This window comes from uncultured Methanobrevibacter sp., assembly GCF_905235195.1.
Lineage (GTDB): Archaea > Methanobacteriota > Methanobacteria > Methanobacteriales > Methanobacteriaceae > Methanarmilla.
The window spans coordinates 1-24,424 of sequence record NZ_CAJOKH010000006.1 but is presented as its reverse complement, the minus strand read 5'-3'; the positions used below and the strand labels follow the sequence as shown (position 1 = coordinate 24,424).

Annotated in this window: 22 protein-coding genes and 2 pseudogenes; 17 read left to right on the top strand and 7 right to left on the bottom strand. The window is 26.6% G+C overall.

Going from position 1 to position 24,424, the window contains the following annotated elements; translation table 11 throughout:
• Window positions 1-390 precede the first annotated feature (390 nt).
• Window positions 391-822 carry an acetolactate synthase gene (locus tag QZ146_RS00955; protein ID WP_295721572.1) on the bottom strand — a complete coding sequence of 144 codons (432 nt, stop codon included), beginning with the start codon at window positions 820-822 and terminating at the stop codon, window positions 391-393.
• A gap of 8 nt (window positions 823-830) precedes the next feature.
• Window positions 831-2,132, bottom strand: a complete 1,302-nt coding sequence (locus QZ146_RS00950) for a phenylacetate--CoA ligase family protein (RefSeq protein WP_295721570.1) — start codon at window positions 2,130-2,132, stop codon at window positions 831-833.
• Window positions 2,133-2,640: 508 nt separating this feature from the next.
• On the opposite strand from QZ146_RS00950, the pseudogene QZ146_RS00945 reads away from it, so the two are divergent.
• From QZ146_RS00945 to pyrE, 4 genes and pseudogenes are all read left to right on the top strand, one after another.
• Window positions 2,641-4,222, top strand: a pseudogene (locus tag QZ146_RS00945) (sodium:solute symporter family protein).
• A 32-nt stretch (window positions 4,223-4,254) separates the two neighbouring features.
• The gene (locus tag QZ146_RS08805; RefSeq protein WP_365316188.1) at window positions 4,255-4,374 is read left to right on the top strand and encodes a symporter small accessory protein; all 120 of its coding nucleotides are present in this window, start codon (window positions 4,255-4,257) and stop codon (window positions 4,372-4,374) included.
• Window positions 4,375-4,777: 403 nt separating this feature from the next.
• Entirely contained in the window at window positions 4,778-5,011 is a 234-nt protein-coding gene (locus QZ146_RS00940; RefSeq protein ID WP_295721568.1) for a PRC-barrel domain-containing protein, read from the top strand.
• A gap of 37 nt (window positions 5,012-5,048) precedes the next feature.
• Window positions 5,049-5,579, top strand: a complete 531-nt coding sequence (gene pyrE, locus QZ146_RS00935) for an orotate phosphoribosyltransferase (RefSeq protein WP_295721566.1) — start codon at window positions 5,049-5,051, stop codon at window positions 5,577-5,579.
• Between the two features lie 255 nt (window positions 5,580-5,834).
• On the opposite strand, the gene QZ146_RS00930 is transcribed toward pyrE, so the two are convergent.
• Window positions 5,835-6,536 (bottom strand): ABC transporter ATP-binding protein, encoded by a 702-nt coding sequence (locus QZ146_RS00930; protein WP_295721564.1) that lies wholly within the window; start codon window positions 6,534-6,536, stop codon window positions 5,835-5,837.
• A gap of 9 nt (window positions 6,537-6,545) precedes the next feature.
• Complete coding sequence (locus QZ146_RS00925; protein WP_295721562.1) at window positions 6,546-7,655, bottom strand: ABC transporter permease; 1,110 nt, start codon at window positions 7,653-7,655, stop codon at window positions 6,546-6,548.
• Between the two features lie 72 nt (window positions 7,656-7,727).
• On the opposite strand from QZ146_RS00925, the gene QZ146_RS00920 reads away from it, so the two are divergent.
• Window positions 7,728-7,967: a DUF3781 domain-containing protein gene (locus QZ146_RS00920; protein ID WP_295721560.1), complete on the top strand. Its 240-nt coding sequence runs from the start codon at window positions 7,728-7,730 to the stop codon at window positions 7,965-7,967.
• A 35-nt stretch (window positions 7,968-8,002) separates the two neighbouring features.
• On the opposite strand, the gene QZ146_RS00915 is transcribed toward QZ146_RS00920, so the two are convergent.
• A complete protein-coding gene (locus QZ146_RS00915) occupies window positions 8,003-8,695 on the bottom strand; it encodes a hypothetical protein (protein ID WP_295721558.1) in 693 nt (230 codons plus the stop codon).
• Window positions 8,696-9,135: 440 nt separating this feature from the next.
• Window positions 9,136-9,657 carry a molybdenum cofactor biosynthesis protein B gene (locus QZ146_RS00910; protein WP_295721556.1) on the bottom strand — a complete coding sequence of 174 codons (522 nt, stop codon included), beginning with the start codon at window positions 9,655-9,657 and terminating at the stop codon, window positions 9,136-9,138.
• Between the two features lie 162 nt (window positions 9,658-9,819).
• Here QZ146_RS00910 and QZ146_RS00905 point away from each other — a divergent pair, with 162 nt between their 5' ends.
• The 10 genes and pseudogenes from QZ146_RS00905 to mtnA all read left to right on the top strand — a co-directional run bounded on the left by QZ146_RS00905 (window position 9,820) and on the right by mtnA (window position 19,475).
• Window positions 9,820-10,323, top strand: a complete 504-nt coding sequence (locus QZ146_RS00905) for a ribonuclease VapC (protein ID WP_295721554.1) — start codon at window positions 9,820-9,822, stop codon at window positions 10,321-10,323.
• Window positions 10,324-10,359: 36 nt separating this feature from the next.
• Window positions 10,360-11,553 carry a DUF2117 domain-containing protein gene (locus QZ146_RS00900; protein ID WP_295721552.1) on the top strand — a complete coding sequence of 398 codons (1,194 nt, stop codon included), beginning with the start codon at window positions 10,360-10,362 and terminating at the stop codon, window positions 11,551-11,553.
• Window positions 11,554-11,591: 38 nt separating this feature from the next.
• Window positions 11,592-12,572 carry a methanogenesis marker 2 protein gene (locus QZ146_RS00895; RefSeq protein WP_295721550.1) on the top strand — a complete coding sequence of 327 codons (981 nt, stop codon included), beginning with the start codon at window positions 11,592-11,594 and terminating at the stop codon, window positions 12,570-12,572.
• Window positions 12,573-12,685: 113 nt separating this feature from the next.
• Window positions 12,686-14,230 (top strand): methanogenesis marker 3 protein, encoded by a 1,545-nt coding sequence (locus QZ146_RS00890; protein WP_295721548.1) that lies wholly within the window; start codon window positions 12,686-12,688, stop codon window positions 14,228-14,230.
• Window positions 14,208-14,690 carry a methanogenesis marker 6 protein gene (locus QZ146_RS00885; protein ID WP_295721546.1) on the top strand — a complete coding sequence of 161 codons (483 nt, stop codon included), beginning with the start codon at window positions 14,208-14,210 and terminating at the stop codon, window positions 14,688-14,690. Before QZ146_RS00890 ends, QZ146_RS00885 begins: the two co-directional genes overlap by 23 nt.
• 81 nt (window positions 14,691-14,771) lie before the next feature.
• Entirely contained in the window at window positions 14,772-15,224 is a 453-nt protein-coding gene (locus tag QZ146_RS00880; RefSeq protein WP_295721544.1) for a methanogenesis marker 5 protein, read from the top strand.
• A gap of 1 nt (window position 15,225) precedes the next feature.
• Window positions 15,226-16,473 (top strand): methanogenesis marker 15 protein, encoded by a 1,248-nt coding sequence (locus QZ146_RS00875; RefSeq protein WP_295721542.1) that lies wholly within the window; start codon window positions 15,226-15,228, stop codon window positions 16,471-16,473.
• Between the two features lie 14 nt (window positions 16,474-16,487).
• Window positions 16,488-17,045, top strand: coding sequence for a methanogenesis marker 17 protein (locus QZ146_RS00870; protein WP_295721540.1), 558 nt, complete (start codon window positions 16,488-16,490; stop codon window positions 17,043-17,045).
• Window positions 17,046-17,437: 392 nt separating this feature from the next.
• Entirely contained in the window at window positions 17,438-18,361 is a 924-nt protein-coding gene (locus tag QZ146_RS00865) for a radical SAM protein (RefSeq protein WP_295721537.1), read from the top strand.
• A gap of 186 nt (window positions 18,362-18,547) precedes the next feature.
• A pseudogene (gene mtnA, locus QZ146_RS00860) lies at window positions 18,548-19,475 on the top strand (S-methyl-5-thioribose-1-phosphate isomerase).
• Between the two features lie 123 nt (window positions 19,476-19,598).
• On the opposite strand, the gene QZ146_RS00855 reads toward mtnA, so the two are convergent.
• Entirely contained in the window at window positions 19,599-20,687 is a 1,089-nt protein-coding gene (locus QZ146_RS00855) for a class I SAM-dependent methyltransferase family protein (RefSeq protein WP_295721535.1), read from the bottom strand.
• A gap of 396 nt (window positions 20,688-21,083) precedes the next feature.
• Between QZ146_RS00855 and dph5 the strand changes: the two genes are divergently transcribed.
• Together dph5 and rbr are read left to right on the top strand one after the other, a co-directional pair.
• Complete coding sequence (gene dph5 / locus QZ146_RS00850; RefSeq protein ID WP_295721533.1) at window positions 21,084-21,878, top strand: diphthine synthase; 795 nt, start codon at window positions 21,084-21,086, stop codon at window positions 21,876-21,878.
• A gap of 1,649 nt (window positions 21,879-23,527) precedes the next feature.
• Window positions 23,528-24,073 carry a rubrerythrin gene (rbr, locus tag QZ146_RS00845; protein ID WP_295721530.1) on the top strand — a complete coding sequence of 182 codons (546 nt, stop codon included), beginning with the start codon at window positions 23,528-23,530 and terminating at the stop codon, window positions 24,071-24,073.
• Window positions 24,074-24,424: the final 351 nt, after the last annotated feature.

Sequence of the window (24,424 nt, the reverse complement as noted above, 5' to 3'; positions counted from 1 at the left end):
TTTTTTACTTTTTTTTAGTTTATTATTTACTTTTAATTTTTTCATTTTAATTTTTACTTTTTAATTATTACTTTTTTTTATTTTATTTTTTTAAAATTTAGTATTTTAGCTTTTTTTAATTATTTTAGAAGTTTCACAGTTTTACTGTTACTATTATATTATTATTCTTATAAAAAATGTATTTAATGATTTAAATATGTAAAATAGTTTTTAATTTAAATAAAATAGTTTAAATTCAAAATAAAATATTATGCTTAAATAAAAATAGATTTAATTAGAATAAAATATTATTGGTGGGTTATAAATAGATTTAATTAAAAATAAATATTAAATAAATAATTAATCAAAAAAAAGAAGTAAATTAAAGAAATATTCTTTAATTTAGTCGATTTACAAATTAGCAATATCATTTTCATCAAATAAATTAGCATTATGTGATTTTAAGAGTTTTTTAGCTTTTTTGTAATCTTCTACTTTAATTACAACTACTGCTTCATCAGTTTTGTTATTAGCAAATGCATAAACATATTCAAGGTTAATTTTTTCCCCTTCTAAAATATCTAAAAGTGTGTTTAATCCATTTGGTTCATCGGGAATTCCAATAACAATAACTTCGTTTTCTCTTAAAATAAATCCATTGTTTTTAAGGATTTTTTTAGTTTTTTCATTATCTGTTACAATTAATCTTAAAATCCCAAATTCTGCACCATCTGCAATGGATAATGCACGTATGTTTATTTTTTCATTAGATATTGCATTTATTGCCTTTTTTAAGCTTCCTTCAGTATTTTCAATAAACACTGATATTTGTTTTACTACCATATTATCACCTATTTGAAGTTCCTCTCATCAATTACTCTTACTGCTTTACCTTCGCTTCTTGGTAAGGACCCTGGTTCAACAAGAGTTACATTTACTCTAAGAGCTATTTCTTTTGATATACTTTTAGCTATTTTATATCTTATTTCATCTAAAGCTTTCATTTCATCTGAAAACATTTCGGGAGTTATTTCTACTTTTATTTCAACTTCATCTAATGTGTCAGGCCTTGTAACATGTATTTGGTAGTTCGGACTTGCTTTACTGACTTTAAGTAATCCTCTTTCAATTTGTGATGGGAAAACCATAACTCCTCTGATTTTCATCATATCATCTGTTCTTCCTGTAATTCTAGTCATTCTTACAGTAGTTCTTCCACATTTACATTTTCCATGGACAAGAGAAGTTATGTCCCTAGTTCTAAATCTTAAAATTGGCATTCCTGTTTTTGTAAGACATGTTAAAACAAGTTCACCATCTTGACCATCTTCTAAAACTTCTAATGTATTAGGATTAATAATTTCAGGATAAAAGTGATCTTCTTGAATATGCATTCCATTTCTCTCTAAACATTCATTAGAGACTCCAGGGCCGATGATTTCAGTAAGACCGTAGATATTTAATGCTTTAATCCCTAATTTATTTTCTATTCTTTTTCTCATCTCTTCAGTCCACATTTCAGCACCGAAGATACCAGTTTTAAGATGAATGTCTCCTGGCCCATATCCTTCTTCTTCAAGTGCTTCTCCAAGATACATAGCATATGATGGAGTACATGTTAAGATTGCAGGTTTGAAATCTCTCATAATTTCAAGTTGTCTTTTAGTATTACCTGATGACATGGGAATAACTGCAGCTCCAAATTTTCTAGCACCATGGTCTATACCAAAACCTCCAGTGAATAAACCATATCCATAACAGTTTTGGATTTTATCTCTTTTTTCACCTTCTGCCATTCCTATTGCTCTTGCAGATATTTCTGCCCAAATGTCAATATCCTCTTTTGTATAACAGGTAACAGTTGCAGTTCCAGTTGTACCTGATGATGCGTGAATTTCTTCAATCTCCTCAGGTGGCACTGCCACCATTTCAAATGGATATGCTGCCCTTAAATCATCTTTAGTTGTAAATGGAATTTTTTGAATATCTTCTAAACTTTGTATATCTTCAACTTTAAGACCTATTTCATCAAATTTTCTGTGATAGAATGGTACTTTATCGTATGCTAATTTTACTACCTTTTTCAGTCTTTCAAGTTGCAATTCTTTCCTTTTTTCAGGATCCATACATTCCATTTCTTCATTCCATATCATTATATCACTTAAGTTATTAATTTTAAAATAAAATTTTACAATATATCTTTATTATAAATATTATTTATATCTTTAATTAGAGGTTTTAATATTATTTTTTCTAAATTCACATAATTTTTATAGAATTACACATTTTTTTTATTATTTTTAATTATTTTGTTTATTTTCATTATAGACTCTAAGTTTTTTAAGAAAATTTAGTATGATATGGTTCAGTTTAATCTTAAAAGAACTATTTTTTACTTTTTTTAATGATTTTAATTTTATATTTTATTTTTTTTTTTAAACAAATGTAAATATTTATATATTTTAAAACTTTATTTTAATTATAGAATTTTTGAATAGATTTTATATTTTTTTAATTTTAAAATCTCTTTTATTCTTGTTCTGATTTTGATTAAATTTTATTATTATGTTCATTTTTTTTGAATTTATACTATTTAATAAATATTTTTTAAGTTTTTATAAGTTTGCTATAAATTTGTATTTTTTTTTTGAGAGGTTAAATATGAATCTTTTAATTTTAAGTGTAGTTTTTATAATCTATCTTTTTTTTTTAGTTGTATATGTAGGTTATATTGCTTATAAAAGAACTGATTTCTCTGAAGATTATTTAGTTGCGGGAAGAGATAGTCATCCATATATTATGGCCTTAAGTTATGGTGCAACTTTTATTTCTACGGCAGCTATTGTTGGTTTTGGAGGCATTGTTGGTAAGTATGGTATGAGTATTTTATGCTGGCATTTTTAAATTTATCAGTTGGAATTTTTATTGCATTTGTATTTTTAGGTAAAAGAACCCGTAGGATTGGTGTAAATTTAAAGTCTGTCACATTTCCTGATTTTTTAGCACGTAGATTTGATAGTAAGTTTTTAAAAATATTTTCTGGCCTTATTATATTTTTAGGTATGCCTTTGTATTCTTCTGTAGTTTTAATAGGTGCTGCAAGATTTATCGAAACATCACTTTCTATTAATTTCCAGGTGGTATTACTTTTATTTTCAATAATTATTGCAGTATATGTATTTTACGGTGGAATTAAAGGAGTTATGTATACTGATGCTTTACAAGGAACAATTATGTTCTGTGGAATGATATTTTTATTAATATTTATTTATTGGAAACTTGGAGGAGTTATTCAGGCAAATACTGTATTAACTAATATGGTATCATTATATCCTCATGAAGCATTATCTCAGGGAGGAACAGGATTTACAAGCTTTCCAAAAATAGGTAGTCCCTTTTGGTGGTACTTAGTATCAACATTGATTATGGGTGTAGGTATTGGTACTATTGCTCAGCCACAATTAATTGTACGTTTTATGACTGTTAAATCTGATAGAGAATTGAACAGAGCTGTTTTAATTGGAGGAATATTCATTGCAGTTATGCCTGTAACTGCATATATTGCCGGTTCACTTTCTAATGTATATTTTTATCAAAAACTTGGAAAAACTGCTGTTGAGGTTGTAGGTGGAAATGTTGATAAGATTATTTCAATATTTATTAATATGGCACTTCCAGAATGGTTTGTTTATGTATTTTTATTAACCTTACTTGCAGCAGCAATGAGTACTTTATCTTCTCTTTATCACATTCAGGGAACTTCATTTGGTAGTGATATTGTAGGTACTATAAAAAATCAAATAGCTGAAAACTTAGTAACTCCAACTAAAATAGGTATTTTAATTGCTGTTGTAATTTCACTTGTATTAGGTTATATATTACCTGCAAGTGTAATTGCTCTTGGAACTTCCTTATTTATGGGTATTTGTGCAGCTGCCTTTTTGCCATTATTCATTGCATCTATTTACTGGAAAGGACAACAAGAGAAGGTGCAATTGCAGGAGTAATATCTGGTTTATTAACTAGTTTGTTCTGTTTATTATTTCTATATGAAAAAACTGCAGACACATTAGGTATTTGTAATTTTATCTTTGGTACACCTGTTTTAATACAAACAATGCCATGGCCATCAATTGACCCTTTAATTTTCGGTGTTCCAATATCTGCAATATTCGTAATAGTTGTAAGTTTACTTACAAAACCATTAGATGCAGATTTACTTGAAAAATCTTTTAAAAAATAGATTAATTTAAATTAAACATTAATGGTGATATTATGACTGTTTTAGGAATTGAAGATCCAATGATATGGGGATGTTATATACTTATAATACTTTTTACAATAATATGTGTTGTTTATGGTATTATAAATTGGAATAAAGTGGAGAATAGTTAAATATTTCTCCATTTATTCAATTTCGATTTTTTTTTTAAATGTTTATATTATTAAATATTCTAAAGAGTTTCAAGTGTTATTTTCCACTTGAAAACTATTTGTAATCTTATTTTTAAGGTATTGTTTAGTTTTTTGTGATTTCACTTAAACTTGACTTATTTATTATATCATTTTTATAGACTTTTTTTATTTTTATAATTTCTTAGAAGTTTTAAAATACTTATAATTTAAAATAATTATTAAATATAAAATTTATAGGGTTTTAAATTTTCTATACTTTAAAAAAATTTTATAAATATATAATCAAATATTTAATATATTATTATACTAAATTTATAAATAATTAAAAATTAAATATAGTTTAAGTAATATTTTTATTTAAAATTATGATGGAGGAAATATTATGAAAATCGTTGCAGATATTATCGGTAAAGAAGTATTAGATGTTAATGCAATTCATATGGGTGTTGTAAGTGATTTAGAATTCGATGAAGATACAAAAGAATTATTATCTATAATCCTAAAGCAAAAAGGATTTTCAGCTTTTAACTCTTCTAATAGTGAAGAAGTTGTACCATTTGATTTAATTAAAACTATTGGGGAGAAAATTATCCTTAAAGGTGAATTTGATATTTAAGTAGAGTTCACTATTATTTTTTTATTAGGGTTATAATATGGCTTCAAAAGAATATTTAATTGAAATTTTAAAAGAAAATAAGGTTTTTGAAAAAGGTCATTTTGTATTAGCTTCAGGAAAAGAAAGTGATTATTATGTTAATATGAAAAAAGCAATCACTAATCCATTAATTCTAAAAACCATTGGTGAAATGATAACTGATGGTATTAAAGATGATGATATTGATAAGATTGCTGGTCCTGCATTAGGTGCAGTCCCTATTGCAACTGCATCTTCAATTTTAAGTGATATTCCTCTTTTAATGATTAGAAAAGAAAAAAAGGGTTATGGAACTAGTAAACAAATTGAAGGTGAACTTAATAGTGGAGATAATGTAATTGTTGTTGAAGATGTTACAACTACTGGAGGCTCTCTTTTAAAAGCTATTAAAGTCATTGAAGAAAATGGGGGAATTGTTAAAAGGGCTTTTGTGTGTGTTGATAGAGAAGAAGGTGCAATTGATAAATTTGAAAAAGAACAAATTAAATTAGAACCTTTGATTTCTGTTAGCGAGTTCTTTGATGATTAATTTCAATATTTTTATTTTTTTATTTTATATTATTTTATTTTTCATATGATCTGTATCTGGTTTTAAATTTACTTTAATGATTTACCAATATTTAAGTAAAATAAGATTATTTTTTATATATTATATTTTAAAAAAAGAAAAAAAGTATTAAGAGTTATTGTATCTCTTAATGAAATTAGTTTAGGGGTTTACATTTATTTTCACATTTTTGCTTTATTGTTGTAATATTTGTTTTTGGAATTAAATTTTAAAAAATTATACATTTATTTTATTGTTTATTAGAGAATTATTCTCATATGGGCTAATGATTTCTCCATCTAAAACTTCAATAACTTTATCTGATAGTTTAGCTACATTCATATCATGAGTTACAATTATAAGTGTTACGTTCTTATCTTCATGCAAATCAATTAATTGCTTAAGAATTTTACTACTTGTTTTAGAATCTAGTGATCCTGTTGGTTCATCTGCTAATATAATTGAGGGGCTGTTAGCAAGTGCACGAGCAATTGCAACTCTTTGACGTTCACCACCGGATAATTTATTGGGTAAAATATCAGCTTTATCTGGAAGGCCAACATCTTCTAATAATTTTAATGCACGTTCTTTCATATCACTTGATGAAATTTTTTGAGTATACATGGGAATTTCAATATTTTCACGAGCAGAAACATTTGGAATTAAATTATGTAATTGGAAGATAAATCCTATTTTTTCTGCTCTGAATTGGTTTAATTTTTTATCAGATGTTAAATCTTTACCCGCAACTTTAATAACTCCAGAATCTGGGCTATCTAAAGCTCCGAGCATATTTAGTAATGTTGATTTACCAGAACCTGAGGGACCAATAATGGAGACAAATTCTCCCTCTTTAATTGTGAGGTCAATACCATTTAATGCTTTTATTTTTCCATTTTCATATGATTTATATAAATCTTTAATTTCTACGGCATTCATATTATCACCTCACTCATATCTCAATGCCTCTGTTGGAGGTAATTTAATAGCTTTAATTGCAGGATATAATCCTCCAATTACACCAACAATAATTGCAATTATAAATGCTTGTATAAATATTTTAGGGGTAAACAAAGGACTTATTCCTATTTGAGGACCTAATAATATACAAGCCAAATATCCTATTATTGAACCAATGATAGCAGAAATAATTGTAATAACCAATGATTCTCCAACAATCATCGTAAGTATTTTCGTATTTGACCAACCTACAGCTTTTAAAACTCCTATTTCTCTAGTTCTTTCAAATACTGACATTAACATAGTGTTAATAATACCTAATCCTCCAACGAATATAGCTAGAAGAGATATTGCCCAAGTTGACCCTTGAAGCATATTTAACATTTTTGCCATTTGTTCCATTTCCATAATAGAAGTGATTGTTTTAAGGTCATCTCCATATTTCTCATCAATTCTATCTGCTACTTCTTGTGCATCAGCACCTTTGTCTACTTTAACGTATATGTTAGAAATAGAATCTTCATCATCCATTAACTCTCCAACTTTAGAAATTGAGGTAAATACTCCGCTGGCCATACTTTGATCTCCAGTTTCAATTATTCCTACAACTTCAAAGTCTTCTCCATCAACTTCAATTGTATCTCCTATTTTATAATCATTATCTTCAGCATAAATATCTCCTATAACTAATTCATTAGCATTATCTTTAAATATTCTACCTTCTTTTATAGAAATATCTGCTAATGTTATTCCTTTTGGTTCTACACCAATTAAACTTTTCATATACTTATCGCCAACTGATGTTAGGACAACATATATTGGGTAAGCTTCGTCTACACCAGTTACATTTGCAATTTTATCAGTCCAAGAAGCATCTATGGTATTGGTTCCATAAGCTGAATCCCCAGTTTCTTTACCTGAAATTGAAAAATCAGCACCTCCTGCATGAATGGTATCTTCGAAAGTGTTTATTAAACCATCTGTAATTCCGCCAAGGGCTACAATTACAATAATGCCTATTGCAATACCTACTATGGCTAACGTTGCACTGGTTTTTCGCCTAAATGGATTTTTTATAATAAATTTTAAAAATGACATAATATTAATAGGTTTATTTAATATAAATAAATTAGTATTATAATTATGTAAGATGAAAATAAGAGGGTTAATATGTATAAAAAGGTACTGTTAGAAAATATCGATAAGATTCATACTACTGAAATGGGTATTGGAAGAATACAAAAAAATTTGCAAATAAAAGATAATCCAGTTAACTATTGTATTTTAAAACTTAAAGATAAAAATTCAATTGTTAGAAAAAAAGGTAAAAACTATTATGTTGATGTTGATGGTGTATTAATCACTATTAATTCAAGTAGTTTTACAATTATAACTGCACATAAAAAATAAGATGATTTAAGGTATTTTTAAATCAAATTATTAGATTAAAGTCCTGAAAGTATTAATATAAATACTGTTGCATCAGTCAATATATGGGATAAATATGATACAAAGATATTTTTAGTTTTAAAGTAACCATATAACTCAAAAGAAGTTCCTAATCCTTGTAAAAGCAAAACTGAAATAACTGAACTGGTAAAATCGTAGTGGAGTAATCCAAATCCTATCATTATAATAATTGATGATAATGCAAAGGATAGGTTACGATTTTCAGTAACTTTATAAAATAATCTTAAAAAGAACATTAAAGGTATGAATTTTATTAATTCCTCACCCATCATTGAAAAAATCAATGAGATTAAACTAATATAATCAATATTTAATGGATTTGCACCAGCAGGGTAAACTATTCCTAAATTTACTAAAAGATTTTCTATAATTATTGAGTATATCATATAACCAATAAACATTAATACTCCTAAAATAATCTCATTTTTAGTTGGTTTTTGAATAAACAACTTATAATTCCAATTTGAAAAGTATAATAATGGAATTAACATTATTAGCATGAAATAGACACTACCGACCAATTCAGATGTAAATGATGATAAAAAAACATAAACTAAAAATGCAAGTGGAACGGAAAGAAGTAAAATTAACCAACTTTCATTTGATAAATGAGGATTATGTCTATAGAAAGGAAAATCTCTTGTTTTGTCGAATTCTAAAAATTTCATATTATCACTAAATAATTATCTATATTAAAATTATTTATCTCTAAAGAGTATAATTTAATTTTAAATAGTATTAATTAATTTAACCAATTTTTATTTTATTCTTTAATTATCAAAAATTAAATTTTAATTAAGAATTTTTTTCTTTATAAATTTTTTTAAAATCAACCATATTTTTTCTTATAAAAATTATATTCTTTCACTAAGTAGAAGGGCAATATTAAAAATTAGGATAGAATGAAAGGTTATACTAGTTTATTTTTAATCTGAGTAGATAATTAATATTCATTGTGGAAAAAACAATGATATATTTTAATTAAATCAATTGTTTATATAAATTTCATTTAAAAAATTCTTGTAAACTTAAAAAAATATCTAAATTAAACATAAAAATTTAAGGGGTATAATTTTAGTAAATATTCTTATCTTTCTTTAAAACATATTTATTTTTGTGTATGTTTTACTAAATGACCTATTTCATCTATAATTATGCTCATAGCAGTTTTAACAGCATTAGGTGATCCAGGCATTGAAAAGATAATTGTTTTATTATAAACTCCTGCAGATGCTCTTGAAAGAAGCGCTCCACTACCTAATTCTTCATAAGATTTTGCTCTAAATATTTCTCCAAAACCGTTTATTTCTTTTTCATATAATGTTTTTACAGTTTCAATAGTAATGTCTTTAGATTCTAGTCCGGTACCTCCATTTGTAAATATTACATCACAAGTTTTTTCATTCATTTCTTTAATCGTACTTATTAATTCTTCCTTTTTATCAGGTATAATATTGTATTGAACTATTTTGCAGTTTTTTTCTTTTAAAAGATTGATAATATATTTTCCAGATGTGTCTAAGTTTTCACCTTCTTTACTATTAGATCTACTATCACTTAATGTAATGATTCCGCATTTAATATCTGGGGGTGTATGTTTTTTATGTAAATCCATTGTTTCGCTTTTCATATTATCAACCTACTATTTCAAAATAATTTTTTATCATTTTTTTAATTTATTTATTCTGATTTTTTCTAAATTAATTTAATCTAATTAATTTTTCTATAGATAATTTTATTAATATAATATTTATTTAATAATATTTATTAATTTTAAAACTAAAGTATAATTATGGATAATGTATACAAAATTTTAGATGCTTCTGCATTTATTGGAGGGTACCGGCCAAAAGATAATTTAAATTTCACTGTTCCAGAAATAACTTATGAAGTTAAGGATTTAAAAAGTAAAATCCTTTTAGATGAAATTATAAGTGAGGGTAATTTAATTATTAAATCACCAGATGACTATTATATAAATAAATTAAATACTGTGATTAAAAATTCAGGTGATGATTTGCGATTGTCATATCCGGATAGACAATTACTTGCTTTAGCCTTAGAGATAAATGAAGAATATAAGAATATTCTTTTTTTAACAGATGATTATTCTATTCAAAATGTCTTAAAATTGTTAAATATTCCATACAAATCTATCCTTACTGATGGAATAAAGGGGGTTTATAATTGGGTTAAAACTTGTAATGGGTGTAAGAAAGAGTATCCATCTGATTATGAAGATGAGCTTTGTGAAATATGCGGGTCTAAAATTTTTAAAAGAAGAATTAAAAATTAATTTTTTTTATTTATTTAATTGATATATGTTGATAGGATGAATATAGGAATTGTTGTGCATGGGCCGAATATTATTGATTCTGGTTATGCACTTAAAATAATAAATTTTTTCTCAGAATTTGCTAATGTTTCATGTAGATTAGGAGGAACTATGGGTAGGACTGCAGTTATTGATGCAGCTTTAGAAGATACAATTGATATTTCTAAAAAACTGGTTCCTAGTGATTCCCTTTCAATTTTTGCAGATGAGGGGGTAGATGCAATAGTTTTGCTTAACTATGGAAAGTCTTCTACTACAGGTCATGTATTTGGATATAAGGTTTTTCATCATTATATGGATAAAAATTTTCATGAGGATATTCCATTAATACAAATTGAAAGACCGGGGGAAGTAGATGGAAGTATTGTTATTTGGAATTTACCTTTTAAATCAAAAGATATTGATGTAATTATTAATAAAATTAAAGAAGAATTTGATATAATGGAGGTAAGTACTACTCTAATTAAAGAAAAACACTTCAATATAAATGATACTGAAGAAAGTACTGATTTAAAATCAGATAAGCTTCATAATAATAATCAAAAGATTATAAGGAAAATTCATGGCGTAAGTCCTGGTGAAAATATACTTGTAAACGGTACGGTTATAGGTAAATCAAAGTCTTCACAACTTTCTTTAGTTTCTGTTGATGGCACTATAGTGGAAATTATGGGTGGAGATATTAAAAAACATGGTGTTGATAAATTAGGGAAAGTAGATTTAAATAAAGCAATAGTTAAAACAGGATTACTTAGGCGTAGTGAAATAGAACCAAGAGTTATTAAACATAAATATAAAGATAATCAATTGAATATTGCTTTTCTTAATCATGCAGCAGAAGATGTATATGCACTTAAGAATATGGATTTAATTGTAACTGTTGGTGATGATACAACTCTACTTGCATCAGATATTTTATTTAGATTTGAAATACCTATTATTGGAATTACCGATGGAGACTTGGATAAATTAGTAGAGAAGGGATATCAATCTAATGATTCTATTATATTCTGTCTTGAGGAAGGTAATGATGATATTTTAGGTTCTAAAATTTATAAGGAAATTTTTAATGAAAAAAATTATTTCACTTTAAATTCAGATTCTAATGATTTAAATCAAATAATTGATGAGTTGAAAGAGGAGATAATAGAAATTATAAAAGATATGAATATTAAATATATTATTAAATAAAACTAAATTTTTAAATTAATTATTGGGATGGTGTATTTTTGGATTTAACTAGTTTAGTAAATTCAATACAGGAATTTAAAGGAGTTACTCGTAAAAATTCTATATCTGAAGTTACAAATATTTTAAAATCAGTTTATAATATTTCTGGTGATGTTCTTCTTGATTTTGGTGATGATGCATCTGCAATAGATATTGGTAATAATCAAGTGGTATTATTTGCAGCAGATGGTATATGGGGCCAATTAATAGACTTGGATGCTTATTGGGCAGGATATTGTGCTGTTTTGGTGAATGTTAACGATATTGCAGCAATGGGTGGAAAACCTATTGCTATGGTAAATATTTTATCTGTTAATAATGATGATGCATGTAAAGAGATTATGGATGGTATTAAATTTGCTTGTGAAAAGTTCAAAGTTCCTATGGTGGGGGGACACTTTCATCCTGATGCAGAGTTTAATTCTATTGGAGTTGCAATCATAGGTATTGCAGATAAAGATAAAATGATTCCATCATCAGGTGCAAATATTGGTGATAAAGTAATTGTTTCAATTGATTTAGATGGAAGATTCTATGATAAAGAAACTAAATTAAATTGGGATACTACTTATTTTAAAGATGATAAACTTGTTCAAGACCAAATTAATGCTATAAATCAAATTGCAATGGAAGGATTACCAACTGCTGGGAAAGATATTAGTAATCCTGGAATTTTAGGAACACTTGAAATGTTACTTGAAGCATCTGGTGTAGGTGCTTGTGTAAATTTAGATAAAATACCTAAAAATGAAAATGTTCCTTGGGATGTATGGCTTAAAGTTTATCCTGGTGCAGGATTTGTTTTAACTGCTCCTGAAGAAAATTGTAATAGAATAATTGAAAATCTTGAAAAATATTCTCTAACAACAAAAGTTGTTGGGGAAATAATAAATGAAAAAGTACTTTATTTAGAAAATGAAAATGAAAAAGTAGAAGTATTTAGGCAAGATGAAAATCCTGTTTTAATATTTGAAAATTAATTATATTTTTATTGTAATTATTTTTGTAAAAAAACAATTCATAGTCATAGTTTTTTAATAATTTTCAAATTTAATTATTAAAATTAATTAATATAATGATTTAGGGAGATTTTATGTTAATAACAATTAATGGAGAAGAAATAGAAATTGCTGATGGTTCTACTATCGAAGATGCTATCCAGATTTCAAATGCTCCTTATACTCCTGGAAGTATTTTGTGCTTAATTAAAGGAGAAAAGGAAATTGAAAAGAATATTAACAAATTTAAAATTAAAACTCCTAAAGGCAGTATTATTCTTGAGATGGTTGAGGAGTTGGCTGCTAAACCTATAATCGAGGTTTGGAAAGAAAAATATAAAGAATTTATAGGTTGTTCTATTAGATGGACTTCATCTACTGAAATTGCAGCAGGTCCTATTGTCACTGATTTGGAACCTTCTCGTAATGAATATAAATACAATGATTTGGAAGTAGTTTTAAGTTTATCTGGTTTTAGTAATGAATCAACACACTTAATATTTTCTATTGATAAACATTTTAGTATATATGGCTGCCCTGAACACAATAGGGGAGTGTTTGCTAATGTAATTGGTGGTAAAAAAACTTTATCTCTTTTAACTGAAGAAGATAATATTTTAGATATTGAACCAATTATTGAAAGAACAACTACTGTTGACAGTGCATCTGTATCTAATTTGGATACTGTTTTAGAAGAAGGTAATGATTTATTTACTTATGTAGAATTAGAACCTAATTTTAATTCTCCAGATTCTGTTGAACATTTATTTTCTTTAATAGAAAATGGAACATTTGAAGTTAGTTATGATGCAAATTCACTTTTAGGTTTCTATCAACTTCAAGGTATATCCAGACAAAAAGAAGAAGTTGGTCCTAGAAAAAGAGGAACTGTTACTATGAGAAATGATGGTTCTGGTTTAGGTAATATTTTCATTTATCGTGAAGATAGAGTTGAAGTTAATTCTCATACTATTGTAGCTAACGTTGTAAAAGGTATGGAATTAATTGATTCAGCATCTAAAGGAGATGTAATTACTGTTAGGTCTAATCCTCCAAGAATTATGACTCTTGCTATCTCACAAAAAGAAGCTGCAGATTTATTATCTTCTCAAGGTATTGAACATATAAGGGAAGGTATTTGTGATGATGATGCAATTATAGTTCATCAAGAACCTCCTACTACTGTGGAGATTATTGAAGCAGGAAAAGTTACAACAACTGCATATCCTGCAAAAGATATTACTGTTATTGATATTACAGACAAAGCACCAAGGACTGTTTGGTACTTTAAAAAGGTTACAGGTTTAATTGAAAAACCAATTGGGGAGTTAAAAGTTCATTTTGCATTCCCTGGAATGAATATGTCTATTTTTGAGGGTAATTCTAATGATGCTAAAGGTCTTATTCCTGAAAATATTCCTAATGTAGATACAATTGATCCTGGAATTATTGGTGTAACTAATATGTCTAAGAAAAATACTGGTTTGATTGGTGTAAGATTTGAAGCAAATAATGATTTTGGTCCTACTGCAGAACCATTTGAAGCTACAAATATTGTGGGAAAAGTTATAACTGATTTAGAATTAATTAGTAAATTAAAAGAAGGAGAGATTTTATATGTCCGCGAACTTAGCGATTAGTCCGGAATTATCAAAAGAAGAATTAGATCCTGATTTTACAACTAGAATGATTATATTAGGTCCAAAGGCTAATGTTAGTGAAAATGAAATTGTAAGTCAAATGCATCTTTTGGATTTGCCTATTACTGTTAAATGGACTTGTTATGGTGCAATGGTTAGTGGTAATGAAGAAGATGTTATGATGGCAATAAAAGAAATTAGAAAATTAGACCCTTATAATATTTTCACTAAATCTAGAGGATTTCCTCCAGGAGATCCAAGACGTTGTAGAGGTCACAGGTATGGTCCAAGAGAAGGTTTCCATCAAATGGAATCAGAATATAGGATTTTGGCTGATGTTGGGGATGCTTTAAAAAATCCTAAAGATGTTTTAATTGAAAAACCTAAACCTGTTGATGTTGATGAATTAGTTGAGATTGTTAATGAATCTATTGAAAAAGAGGATTCTGCTGAAAAATAGATTAATTTAAACTAATTTAAAATTTTATGATTATTGGTTATTGGGAAAATATAAATAATATGGTAATTGAAAGGTGAAAATATGGTTAAGGTAGCTATTTATCCTCCGAATTCATTAGTATTAGGGGATTTGATTGAAAGAAAAGGTCATACAGTTTTAGCTTTACAAAAAGCAATGTCTAAAAAAGTTAGAGATCCTGAAATAGATTCTCCTCCTATGAATATCACAGAAGAAGATCCTTTAAAAGGATTAAAATATGCGGCAATTGAAGTTCCTTCAGGTGTAAGGGGTAGGATGGCTGTTATCGGTCCTCTTATAGATGAAGCTGAAGCTGCAATTATTGTTGATGATGCACCAATTGGATTTGGATGTATTGGTTGTGCAAGAACAAATGAATTAACTATGTTCTGTTTACGTAAAAAAGATATTCCTAAATTAGAACTAGAATATCCTACAAATAGGGATGAAACATTTGATTTTGTAGGTAAAATTAATAAATTTTTAGATACTCTTGATGGAGAGGGAGGTAATTAAAATGGTAAAGATAGCTTTAGTTTCCTGTGGTACAGAATATAGTGGTATTCAAAAAGAGATTGAAAAAGCAGCTTTAACATTCGGTGCAGAAATTATACTTCCGGAAATTGATTTAGATTATATTGAAGAATCATATACTAAATTTGGTTTTTCAGCTCAAAGTTCAAGTTTAAAATTGATGATTGCTCGTGCAATGAGTATTGTTGAAGGTCGTTGTAAAGCAGATGCGGTATTTGTAGCTAGTTGTTTTAGATGTGCTGAAGCAGCCCTTGTAAGAAATGAGGTTAGAAGATTCTTACAGGAAAATTCACGTATTCCTGTTGTTACATATTCATTTACAGAAAAAACAAAGGCAGATGAATTATTTATTCGTATGGAAGCATTGGTTACTACAGTTGCAAGAAGAAGTATTTTGGCACGTGAAAAACAAGAAGGTTTGACTTTAGGTATTGATTCTGGTTCTACAACTACAAAAGTCATTTTAATGGAGAACAATAAGGTTATAGGTACTGGTTGGAATCCTACTAAAGATATTATGGAATCAGTTTATAAAGGAACAGAACAGGCTTTTGCTGAAACTGATTATGGTTGGGATGATTTAGATGGAATTGGTACAACTGGATATGGTCGTATAACTATAGGTAAAGAATTAAATGCAGAACTTATTCAGGAGGAATTATCTGTAAATGCAAAAGGTGCTGTTTATCTTGCAGATAAACAAAGAGGTGAGGCAACTGTTTTAGATATTGGTGGTATGGATAATAAGGTTATTACTGTTAATAATGGTATTCCAGATAACTTTACTATGGGAGGTATTTGTGCAGGTGCATCAGGAAGATTTTTAGATATGACTTCCCGTCGTTTAGATGTTGATATTACAGAACTTGGTCCTTTAGCAGTTTCAGGAGATTATAGAAATGCTGTTTTGAACAGTTATTGTATTGTATTCGGTATTCAAGATTTAGTTACTACTCTTGCAGCTGGTGGGTCTAAAGCGGATGTTGCTGATGCGGCATGTCACTCTGTAGCTCAACAGGTTTATGAACAACAACTTCAAGAAATAGATATTAGAGAACCATTAATCCAAGTAGGTGGTACTTCACTTATTACCGGTCTTGTTGAAGCAGTAAGTACTACTTTGGGAGGAATTGATGTTATTGTACCTGATTATTCCCAACATATTGGGGCAGTTGGTGCAGCATTACTTGTATCAGGTCTTGGTACTAGACAGGAAGATAAAAAAGCTTAAGTTAAGTGGTTTTTATGTATGTTGAATCTTATGATGAAGAAGGGGCAGCAGTATATGATATGATTATTAAGCAAATTTTTCAAGATTTGCAATTAGGCCCTTCTATTGTTGATTTAAGAGCATTTGTTGATCCTAAAAATGCAATGTTTATATTTGCAGTTAAAATGAAAGATACTACTTCTAATATTTTTATGCACGAAGTTTCAGAAACCAAATATTCTAAAAATGATGAGCAAACTATTGTAGCTGTAGGTAATGAAAATTATCTTCCTAATATATTAAGGGTTTTATGGAGAGAATTTGGCAGAGAAAATGTTCATCAGCCTAATAGATATGCTATAGTATTAGAAGGAAATCAAATGCATATTGCAGATTTCATTGTTGATAATCCTCAAATCAATCTTCAAAAAAGAATATATGATGGTATTTATAGAATCATTCCTGAAGGGTTTAAAGTCATTAAGGATTTATCCCGTGATGGTGTTGTAGCAGTGGTTGCAACTGATGAATTGATTAAAGATGATTGGGTTGAAAAGTGTGAGAATTATATTGATGAATTAAATGGAGTTTAATTATTATTCTTTGATTTTTAAAGATTATAATTTTTCTCATTTTTTAATTTTTATTTTAATTTTTTTATTATTCAAAATTAATTATTTTTAAGTTTCCTCATTTTTATTTATTTGTGTTTAAATTTTCTTTTTCTATATATCCATTAAATGATTTTTTTTATGAGTATTTATTTAGCTTTTATTTATTAATTTTTAAAATTAATTAAATATTTTTTTATTTTCCAATTATTTTTTTAATTTTTTATTTATATTAAATTTAATCAGTATTTTCTTAAAGAAATTTATCCTTTTTACTATTTCTTTATTTAAAAGTCAAAAACTTTATATATTATCAATAACAATAGTTATAAATTAATTAAAGTTTTTTTTAAACTTTTTTTGAGGCAGATAATATGAGTGGATTTGAAGGAAAACATGATCAAACTGGACCTAATGCTAAATTATGTAAGTGTAATAAAAGAGCAGAGAAATTTGCTCACATTACTAAAGTTCATCCTTGTTATAATGAACAATTACACGATAAAGTAGGAAGGGCACATGTACCTATAGCACCTAGTTGTAATATAGGTTGTAATTTCTGTGATAGGTCTCTACATAATAAAGAGGATATGAGGCCAGGTGTTGCAGGATGTATTTTAAGTCCTGATGAAGCAATTGCACATGTAGATAAAATTATGGAGGAAGAACCAATATCTGTTGTTGGAGTAGCAGGTCCTGGTGATTCATTAGATAATGATAATACTTTTGAATTTTTCAAAAAAATTGATGAAGCTCATCCGGAAATAATAAAATGTATGAGTACTAATGGACTTTTACTACCTGATAAAATAGAGAATATTGCAAAATGTAAACTTAATTCAGTTACTGTAACTGTTAATGCAGTTGATCCTGAAATATTAAAAGATATTGTAGGTTTTATTCATTATCATGATAAAGTTTATAAGGGTGTAGAAGGAGCTAAAATACTTATTAAAAATCAATTAGAAGGTATTGAAGCATTAGATGAGTTAGGTATTGTTGTAAAAGTTAACAGTGTTTTAATCCCTGGATTAAATGATGAACACATTGTTGAAATTGCAAAAGAAGTTTCTAATCGTGGAGCATCATTAATGAATGTACTTCCTCTTATACCTTTAAATAAAATGAAAGATTATCCTCGTCCAGATTGTATGTTAATTGAAAAGGTTAGAGAAGAAGTTGAAGAATATATTCCTGTATTTAGGGCATGTACTCAATGTAGAGCAGATGCATATGGAATTCCAGGTAAAAAAAGTCATGACCACAATATGGGTATGACACCACAAAGCCATTACTAAATTTGATATTTTGTTTTATGTTTTATTAAAAATTTTGGCTTTAAAGTAATTAATAAGTATTTTATTATTATTTTTTTACTTTACTTTTTTTTATTTTTTACAACAGTAAAAAAATATTTCTCCTTAAAGTGTAATTATTTGGATTTTAACAAAAATTATTTAAATTTCTAACTATTAACTAATATTATGAAAACTTTAGAATGGGAAAATAATAAACTTAAATTAGTTGATCAAAGAAAATTACCGGATAAACTGGAATATGTTTATTGTGATAATTTTAAGGATGTAATTGTTGCTATAAAAAATATGACAGTAAGGGGAGCACCAGCTATTGGTATCTGCAGGATTTGCAATGGCACTTGCATATCTTGAAGGTGTTGATTTAAAAAAAGCAGCAGATGAAATTAAAAAATCAAGACCAACAGCTAAAAATCTTTTTTGGGCAGTAGATAGAGTATTTGAATGTGAAAATCCTGTTGATGAAGCTCTTAAAATCTATGCTGAGGATATGGAAATTAACAGACTCATAGGCAAATATGGTGCAGAGTTAATCAGTGATGGAGATACTATTTTAACTCATTGTAATGCAGGTGCACTTTGTGCTGTTGATTATGGTACTGCTCTTGGTGTAATAAGAGCGGCAAATGAACAAAATAAAAATATTAAAGTTATTTGTGATGAGACTCGTCCACGGGGGCAAGGTGCAAGTTTAAGTGTATGGGAGATGCAGCAAGAGAATATTCCTGTAAAACTTATTTGTGATGTTGCAAGCGGTTATTTAATGAGTCAGGGTATGGTGGATAAAGTAGTTATCGGTGCAGATAGGGTTGCTAAAGGGGGTGTTGTTAATAAAATAGGTTCATTTATGGTTGCACTTGCTGCTAAAAGATTTAATCTTCCATTTTATGTAGCAGCTCCCTATTCTACCTTTGATATGGAAATAGATATTAATGATACTCTTATTGAAGAGCGTGACCCTGAAGAAGTAACTCATTATGGAAATTGTAGGATTTGTCCAGAAGGCACTGAAGTTATTAATCCAGCATTTGATATAGTTCCAAATGATTTAATAACAGCAATTATTACAGAAAAAGGAGTAATTGATCCTTTATAGTTAATAGTTATCTCTTCAAACTTTTTTTTTATTTGTATCTAATTTTTTTTTAATTAAATTATATTTTAATAAGATTACTTATTGATTAAGTATTGGATATTAATTATGCGATTAAGTAGGGTATTAATCATAGAAAACTCTACAATCAAAAGCTATTTGCCACATTCCGGGGCTGGTGGAACGAACTTTACGACAGTCTTCTATTTTTACATGCATATTGTGAAATGCTGCTTTTTTCTCTAGTTTTTCCTTACCTTCATCACAACTATGTGCAAATTCATAATAATGAATTATGCCTTTATCTTTAATAAGATTAAATGCAGTATCTAAAAAATTATATGAGGTTCCTGGAAGGTTCATAATGATTCTATCAAATTTTTCTCCAGCTAACTGATTATCTGCAACTTTATTTATGTCACCACATATGGGATTAATCTTTGATTCTAATTTATTTAGTTTAATGTTTTCTTTAAGGTATTTTATTGCAATTTCATTAATGTCTACAGCTGTAATGTCTACTTTATTTTTACTTCCAATAACTATTGGAAATGGTCCTACTCCACAAAACATATCTAATATATTTTCACCATCATTACATATTTCTCTTATTCTTTTTCGCTCACTTGTAAGTCTTGGTGAGAAGTATACTTTACTAACATCTAATTTAAGACGTATTTTCTGCTCTTTATGAATAGTTATAGGATTGTCTTTTCCACATAAAAATTCTATTTCTCGAACTCTGGTTACTCCTTTAATGGCACTTTTTTTCATATAAACAGAGTCACGTTTAGTAAATTCGAGTGTAGTTTCGCCTATTAATTGTTTATGTTTTAAGAGTTTTTCAGGTATTTCAACAATTACAACTCTGCCAATTATATCAAATGCGTTTCTTAGAGTTGTAAATTCTTCTTCTGTTAATTTACCTTCTAACATTTCACGGACACTATGAGGATATCTTGGTATTAATTCCAAGTCTTTTTCCACTACTTCAATTTCAAGTTCTTTTCCATCTAGTAATTTAACTACTTTTTCTACTTTTAGAACTTCTTTTTTCATATCTTCAATAGTCTCATCAGAGATAGGGGAGCAAATTCCAATATATCCATAGGCCTTTTCAGGTTTTATTCTATGGTCCATATCCATTACTTCCATATCCATTATAATTTTTCGCACTTCATCTACAGCAGGCAAACTAATTTTAAGACATTCCATAGTATCATTTATTGAATTGATTTTATAGTTAAAATTATTGATTTTTAGTTTTTGGATTTAAAATAATTATATCTATAATTAATTAAATTACATGTATTTTTCCATACTTTTTTAATTTTTTTATATAAATTTATTATATATCTTATTTTATAAGTTTAAAAATTATATCTTTATATTTTACAAGCTTAACAAAATTCTTTCTTTAAAAATATATTTATCCAAATTATAATTTCCATTGTTATAAAATAATAATATTAATTTTTTTTAAAATAACTCTTATTCAATAGATTTAATTCTAATTCTTAAAATATATATTTATTCAAATATAATATTAATATTGATTAATAAATATTATTTTTTCAAATTTTAATTTTTACATGTTAAAAAGGTTAAATTATGTTTTATTTAATTGGGCTTGGATTATTTGATATTGATGATATGTCAATTAAAGCATTAAATGCTTTAAGGGAAGTTGATGTAATTTATGCAGAATTTTTCACTTCAAAATTAATTGGTTCTACATTGGAGGCAATTGAAAATAGGATCAATTCTAAAATTAATATTTTAAATAGAAGTGAAGTTGAAGAAGATTCATCATTTATAGAGGAGGCTAAAGATAAAGATGTTGCATTAATTACAGGTGGTGATCCTTTAATTGCAACAACTCATTCAGAATTTATAGTTCAATGTAAGAAGAAATGTATAGAATATAAAATTATACATGGTTCTTCAATTCTATCTTCAGCACCGGCAATTAGTGGTCTTCAAGGATATAAGTTTGGAAAAGTTACAACTATTCCATTTCCAGATCATAATTTCTTTCCAAAATCCCCATATGAAGCTATTGTAGAAAACTTAACTAAAGATATGCATACTTTAGTCCTTCTTGACATACAAGCACATAATGACAGATATATGACAGTAAATCAGGGACTTGAATATTTAATTAATGTTAAAAACAGTATGGATAAAGAATATCAATTAATTACAGAAGATACCTTGGCTATTGGTATAGCACGTGTAGGATCTAATGATAATATAGTTAAGGCAGGTAAAATCAGTGATTTAATAGACTATGACTTTGGAAGTCCTCTTCATTCAATTGTCATTCCATCTAAATTACATATAGTTGAAGCTGAATATCTTGTATATGTTGCAGGTGCAGATAAAAGTATTTTAGATGAGTGTTAAATGATTGTATATACTCACAGTTCCTTTAATTTTTATTTATACTTTTAGAAAAATAAAAAATTCTATTATTTAAGGTTTAGACACTTTTTTTAAAATAAACTAAGTTTTTTATTAAAATTTTTATTTTCTAGTCTATTTTGACTTTATATTTAATTAAATTTTTAATTGTATTTTTTAATAATTTATAAGTATTGAATAAAAATCTTTAAAAATAGTATTTTTTAGGGTGAAGGACATAACACCGTTAGTTTCTAATTTTAAGCTAATAACATTAAGTAATAGCTATGTTCTTCTGTCATGCCCTTAAAATTAATGAAACATTTTCTTAAAATTGTAGATTAAGAACCGTGTTTTTCATTAATAGAAAAAAACATCTTTCCCTAATAATTTATTATGTTGTTTTAGTTTATAAATTTTATTTTTTTTTAAGTAAATTAATGTTTATAATTAATCTAATTTTAGTTTAACTTAATAATTCTTATTAATTTATTGTTATTTTTTTTATCTTTCTAAATATTTACACTCTACTGATTATCTTTGGGATAGTTTTACATGTTATTATTTTCAGTAAATAATTTTTTTTCAAACTATGCTTTCATTTTTGTGTTTAAAAATTTTATTTTTTAAAAATTGTAGAATGTATTTTAATATTTATTATACTTTATAAAAAGTCTATTTCTTTTTTTAAAACTATATTAAAGAGTATTAATAAACAGTTGGAATGTCAGAATTTTTAGATAATTTTTTTTTTAATGTTAAATCATTTTTTTCATTAAATATTATTTAAATAAATCATTAATTATATAACTAATTTAAGATAAATTTTCCTTAAAACAATTTCAATCTTAAATTTACAATCTGCAAAAATTCTAATGAAAAAATATAAAAATTAAATTAACCAATATTATTCTATTTAAGTAGGTGTTAATATTTCAAAAAAGGATAAGAAAGGTAATCATAAAAGCAGGGATAATGTTCTCAGTGAAAAGGAAAAGAAAATTATAAGTAATCCAAACTTTTATACAAGAAATGTAGAATTAATTAGTTTAATTATTCCAGGATCTGGTTTAATTTATATGGGGAAAAAATATAAAGGCATAATTTATTTAATCCTATTTATTATAGCATTAACTGCTTTTTATTTTGAAATAAACTATGGTAATTTTTTTGTTTTAACGGTTTATATTATTCAATTTGCTGATGCAACATTTCAAGCACATTCACATATAGATGAAATTTTTAATAAAATTAATGATTAATAAAAGTTTTAATTTAGATAAAAAATTCATTAATTTATAGACATAATTAGTAAATCAATAATTGTTGTCTATTAATTTAATAATTAAAGTTAAATTCTATAAACTAATTTAAAAGTTTATAAAACTTAAATAGATTTAAATATCTAATTTTATTTATACTTGTTCTTTTATTAATTCATTTTTTATTATAATTTTTGGATTAATGAATTTTAATATTTATTTTTATTTTAAAGAGGTTTGAATATTTCTTTATTATTTAAAATACATAGGTTTTCTTTATATTTATTTTCCACGATTTTATTATTTTTTCAATCTTTTTAAATTTTTTATATAAATATTTATAGTTGAAATTATAAACTAACTTTATATAATTTTTTAGGAGATGTAATTATGGCTGATTTAAAAGGTAGTAAAACTGAAAAAAATTTAGCTTATGCATTCGCTGGTGAATCTCAAGCTAGAAATAAATACACATATTTCGCAAGTAAAGCTAAAAAAGATGGTTATGTTCAAATATCTAAGATTTTTGAAGAAACTGCATTTAATGAAAAAGAACATGCTAAAATTTGGTTTAAAATTTTAGAAGGTGGAGATATTAAATCTACCGAAGAAAACCTCGTTGCAGCTGCTGCTGGTGAACATGAAGAATGGACTGAGATGTATAAAAATTTTGCTGAAGAAGCAGAAGAAGAAGGTTTTGATGAAATTGCATTCTTATTTAGAAAAGTTGCAGAAATTGAAAAAGAACATGAAGAAAGATACAATACATTACTTAAAAACTTAAAAGAAGGTAAAATATTTAAGAAAGATAAAGAAATTGTATGGGTTTGTTCTAACTGTGGACATGTATATGTTGGTGAAGAAGCACCTGAAAAATGTCCAGTATGTGCTCATCCACAAGCTTTCTTCCATGAAAAAGCTAACAATTTCCAATAGATTAATTTTTTTAATCTATTAACTTTTTTTTTTATAATTGAGAGTGGGACGCAAAATTTTTTATAAATTTTTATCAACATTAAAAAAAATAATTAAAATTTTTAATTTTTTATATATTTTTCTTATTTTAAGTATTTTTTCTATTTATTTCATTGTATATTCTTCAGATTGTGTCCGATTGTATATAATTTGAATTCTGTGTTTACTTCTTTTAGTCCTGTTGTTCGGAATTATGTAAGTTTCATTTTTTTTATGTTTGCAAAGGGTAATTCGGCAGTTTTTGACCTTAATTTGTAGATTTTTTCTGCTTCTTCTGTTTCCATTTTTCTTTGCATTCTGATTTTGGAAGGG

Coding starts and splice junctions, on each gene's coding strand:
- QZ146_RS00905 (WP_295721554.1), top strand. CDS start 9,820: ATGGATAATGTATACAAAATTTTAGATGCTTCTGCATTTATTGGAGGG.
- QZ146_RS00900 (WP_295721552.1), top strand. CDS start 10,360: ATGAATATAGGAATTGTTGTGCATGGGCCGAATATTATTGATTCTGGT.
- QZ146_RS00865 (WP_295721537.1), top strand. CDS start 17,438: ATGAGTGGATTTGAAGGAAAACATGATCAAACTGGACCTAATGCTAAA.
- QZ146_RS00875 (WP_295721542.1), top strand. CDS start 15,226: ATGGTAAAGATAGCTTTAGTTTCCTGTGGTACAGAATATAGTGGTATT.
- QZ146_RS00940 (WP_295721568.1), top strand. CDS start 4,778: ATGAAAATCGTTGCAGATATTATCGGTAAAGAAGTATTAGATGTTAAT.
- QZ146_RS00955 (WP_295721572.1), bottom strand. CDS start 822: ATGGTAGTAAAACAAATATCAGTGTTTATTGAAAATACTGAAGGAAGC.
- QZ146_RS00885 (WP_295721546.1), top strand. CDS start 14,208: ATGTCCGCGAACTTAGCGATTAGTCCGGAATTATCAAAAGAAGAATTA.
- dph5 (WP_295721533.1), top strand. CDS start 21,084: ATGTTTTATTTAATTGGGCTTGGATTATTTGATATTGATGATATGTCA.
- QZ146_RS00870 (WP_295721540.1), top strand. CDS start 16,488: ATGTATGTTGAATCTTATGATGAAGAAGGGGCAGCAGTATATGATATG.
- QZ146_RS00930 (WP_295721564.1), bottom strand. CDS start 6,536: ATGAATGCCGTAGAAATTAAAGATTTATATAAATCATATGAAAATGGA.
- QZ146_RS00950 (WP_295721570.1), bottom strand. CDS start 2,132: ATGATATGGAATGAAGAAATGGAATGTATGGATCCTGAAAAAAGGAAA.
- QZ146_RS08805 (WP_365316188.1), top strand. CDS start 4,255: ATGACTGTTTTAGGAATTGAAGATCCAATGATATGGGGATGTTATATA.
- rbr (WP_295721530.1), top strand. CDS start 23,528: ATGGCTGATTTAAAAGGTAGTAAAACTGAAAAAAATTTAGCTTATGCA.
- QZ146_RS00910 (WP_295721556.1), bottom strand. CDS start 9,657: ATGAAAAGCGAAACAATGGATTTACATAAAAAACATACACCCCCAGAT.
- pyrE (WP_295721566.1), top strand. CDS start 5,049: ATGGCTTCAAAAGAATATTTAATTGAAATTTTAAAAGAAAATAAGGTT.
- QZ146_RS00915 (WP_295721558.1), bottom strand. CDS start 8,695: ATGAAATTTTTAGAATTCGACAAAACAAGAGATTTTCCTTTCTATAGA.
- QZ146_RS00925 (WP_295721562.1), bottom strand. CDS start 7,655: ATGTCATTTTTAAAATTTATTATAAAAAATCCATTTAGGCGAAAAACC.
- QZ146_RS00920 (WP_295721560.1), top strand. CDS start 7,728: ATGTATAAAAAGGTACTGTTAGAAAATATCGATAAGATTCATACTACT.
- QZ146_RS00855 (WP_295721535.1), bottom strand. CDS start 20,687: ATGGAATGTCTTAAAATTAGTTTGCCTGCTGTAGATGAAGTGCGAAAA.
- QZ146_RS00880 (WP_295721544.1), top strand. CDS start 14,772: ATGGTTAAGGTAGCTATTTATCCTCCGAATTCATTAGTATTAGGGGAT.
- QZ146_RS00890 (WP_295721548.1), top strand. CDS start 12,686: ATGTTAATAACAATTAATGGAGAAGAAATAGAAATTGCTGATGGTTCT.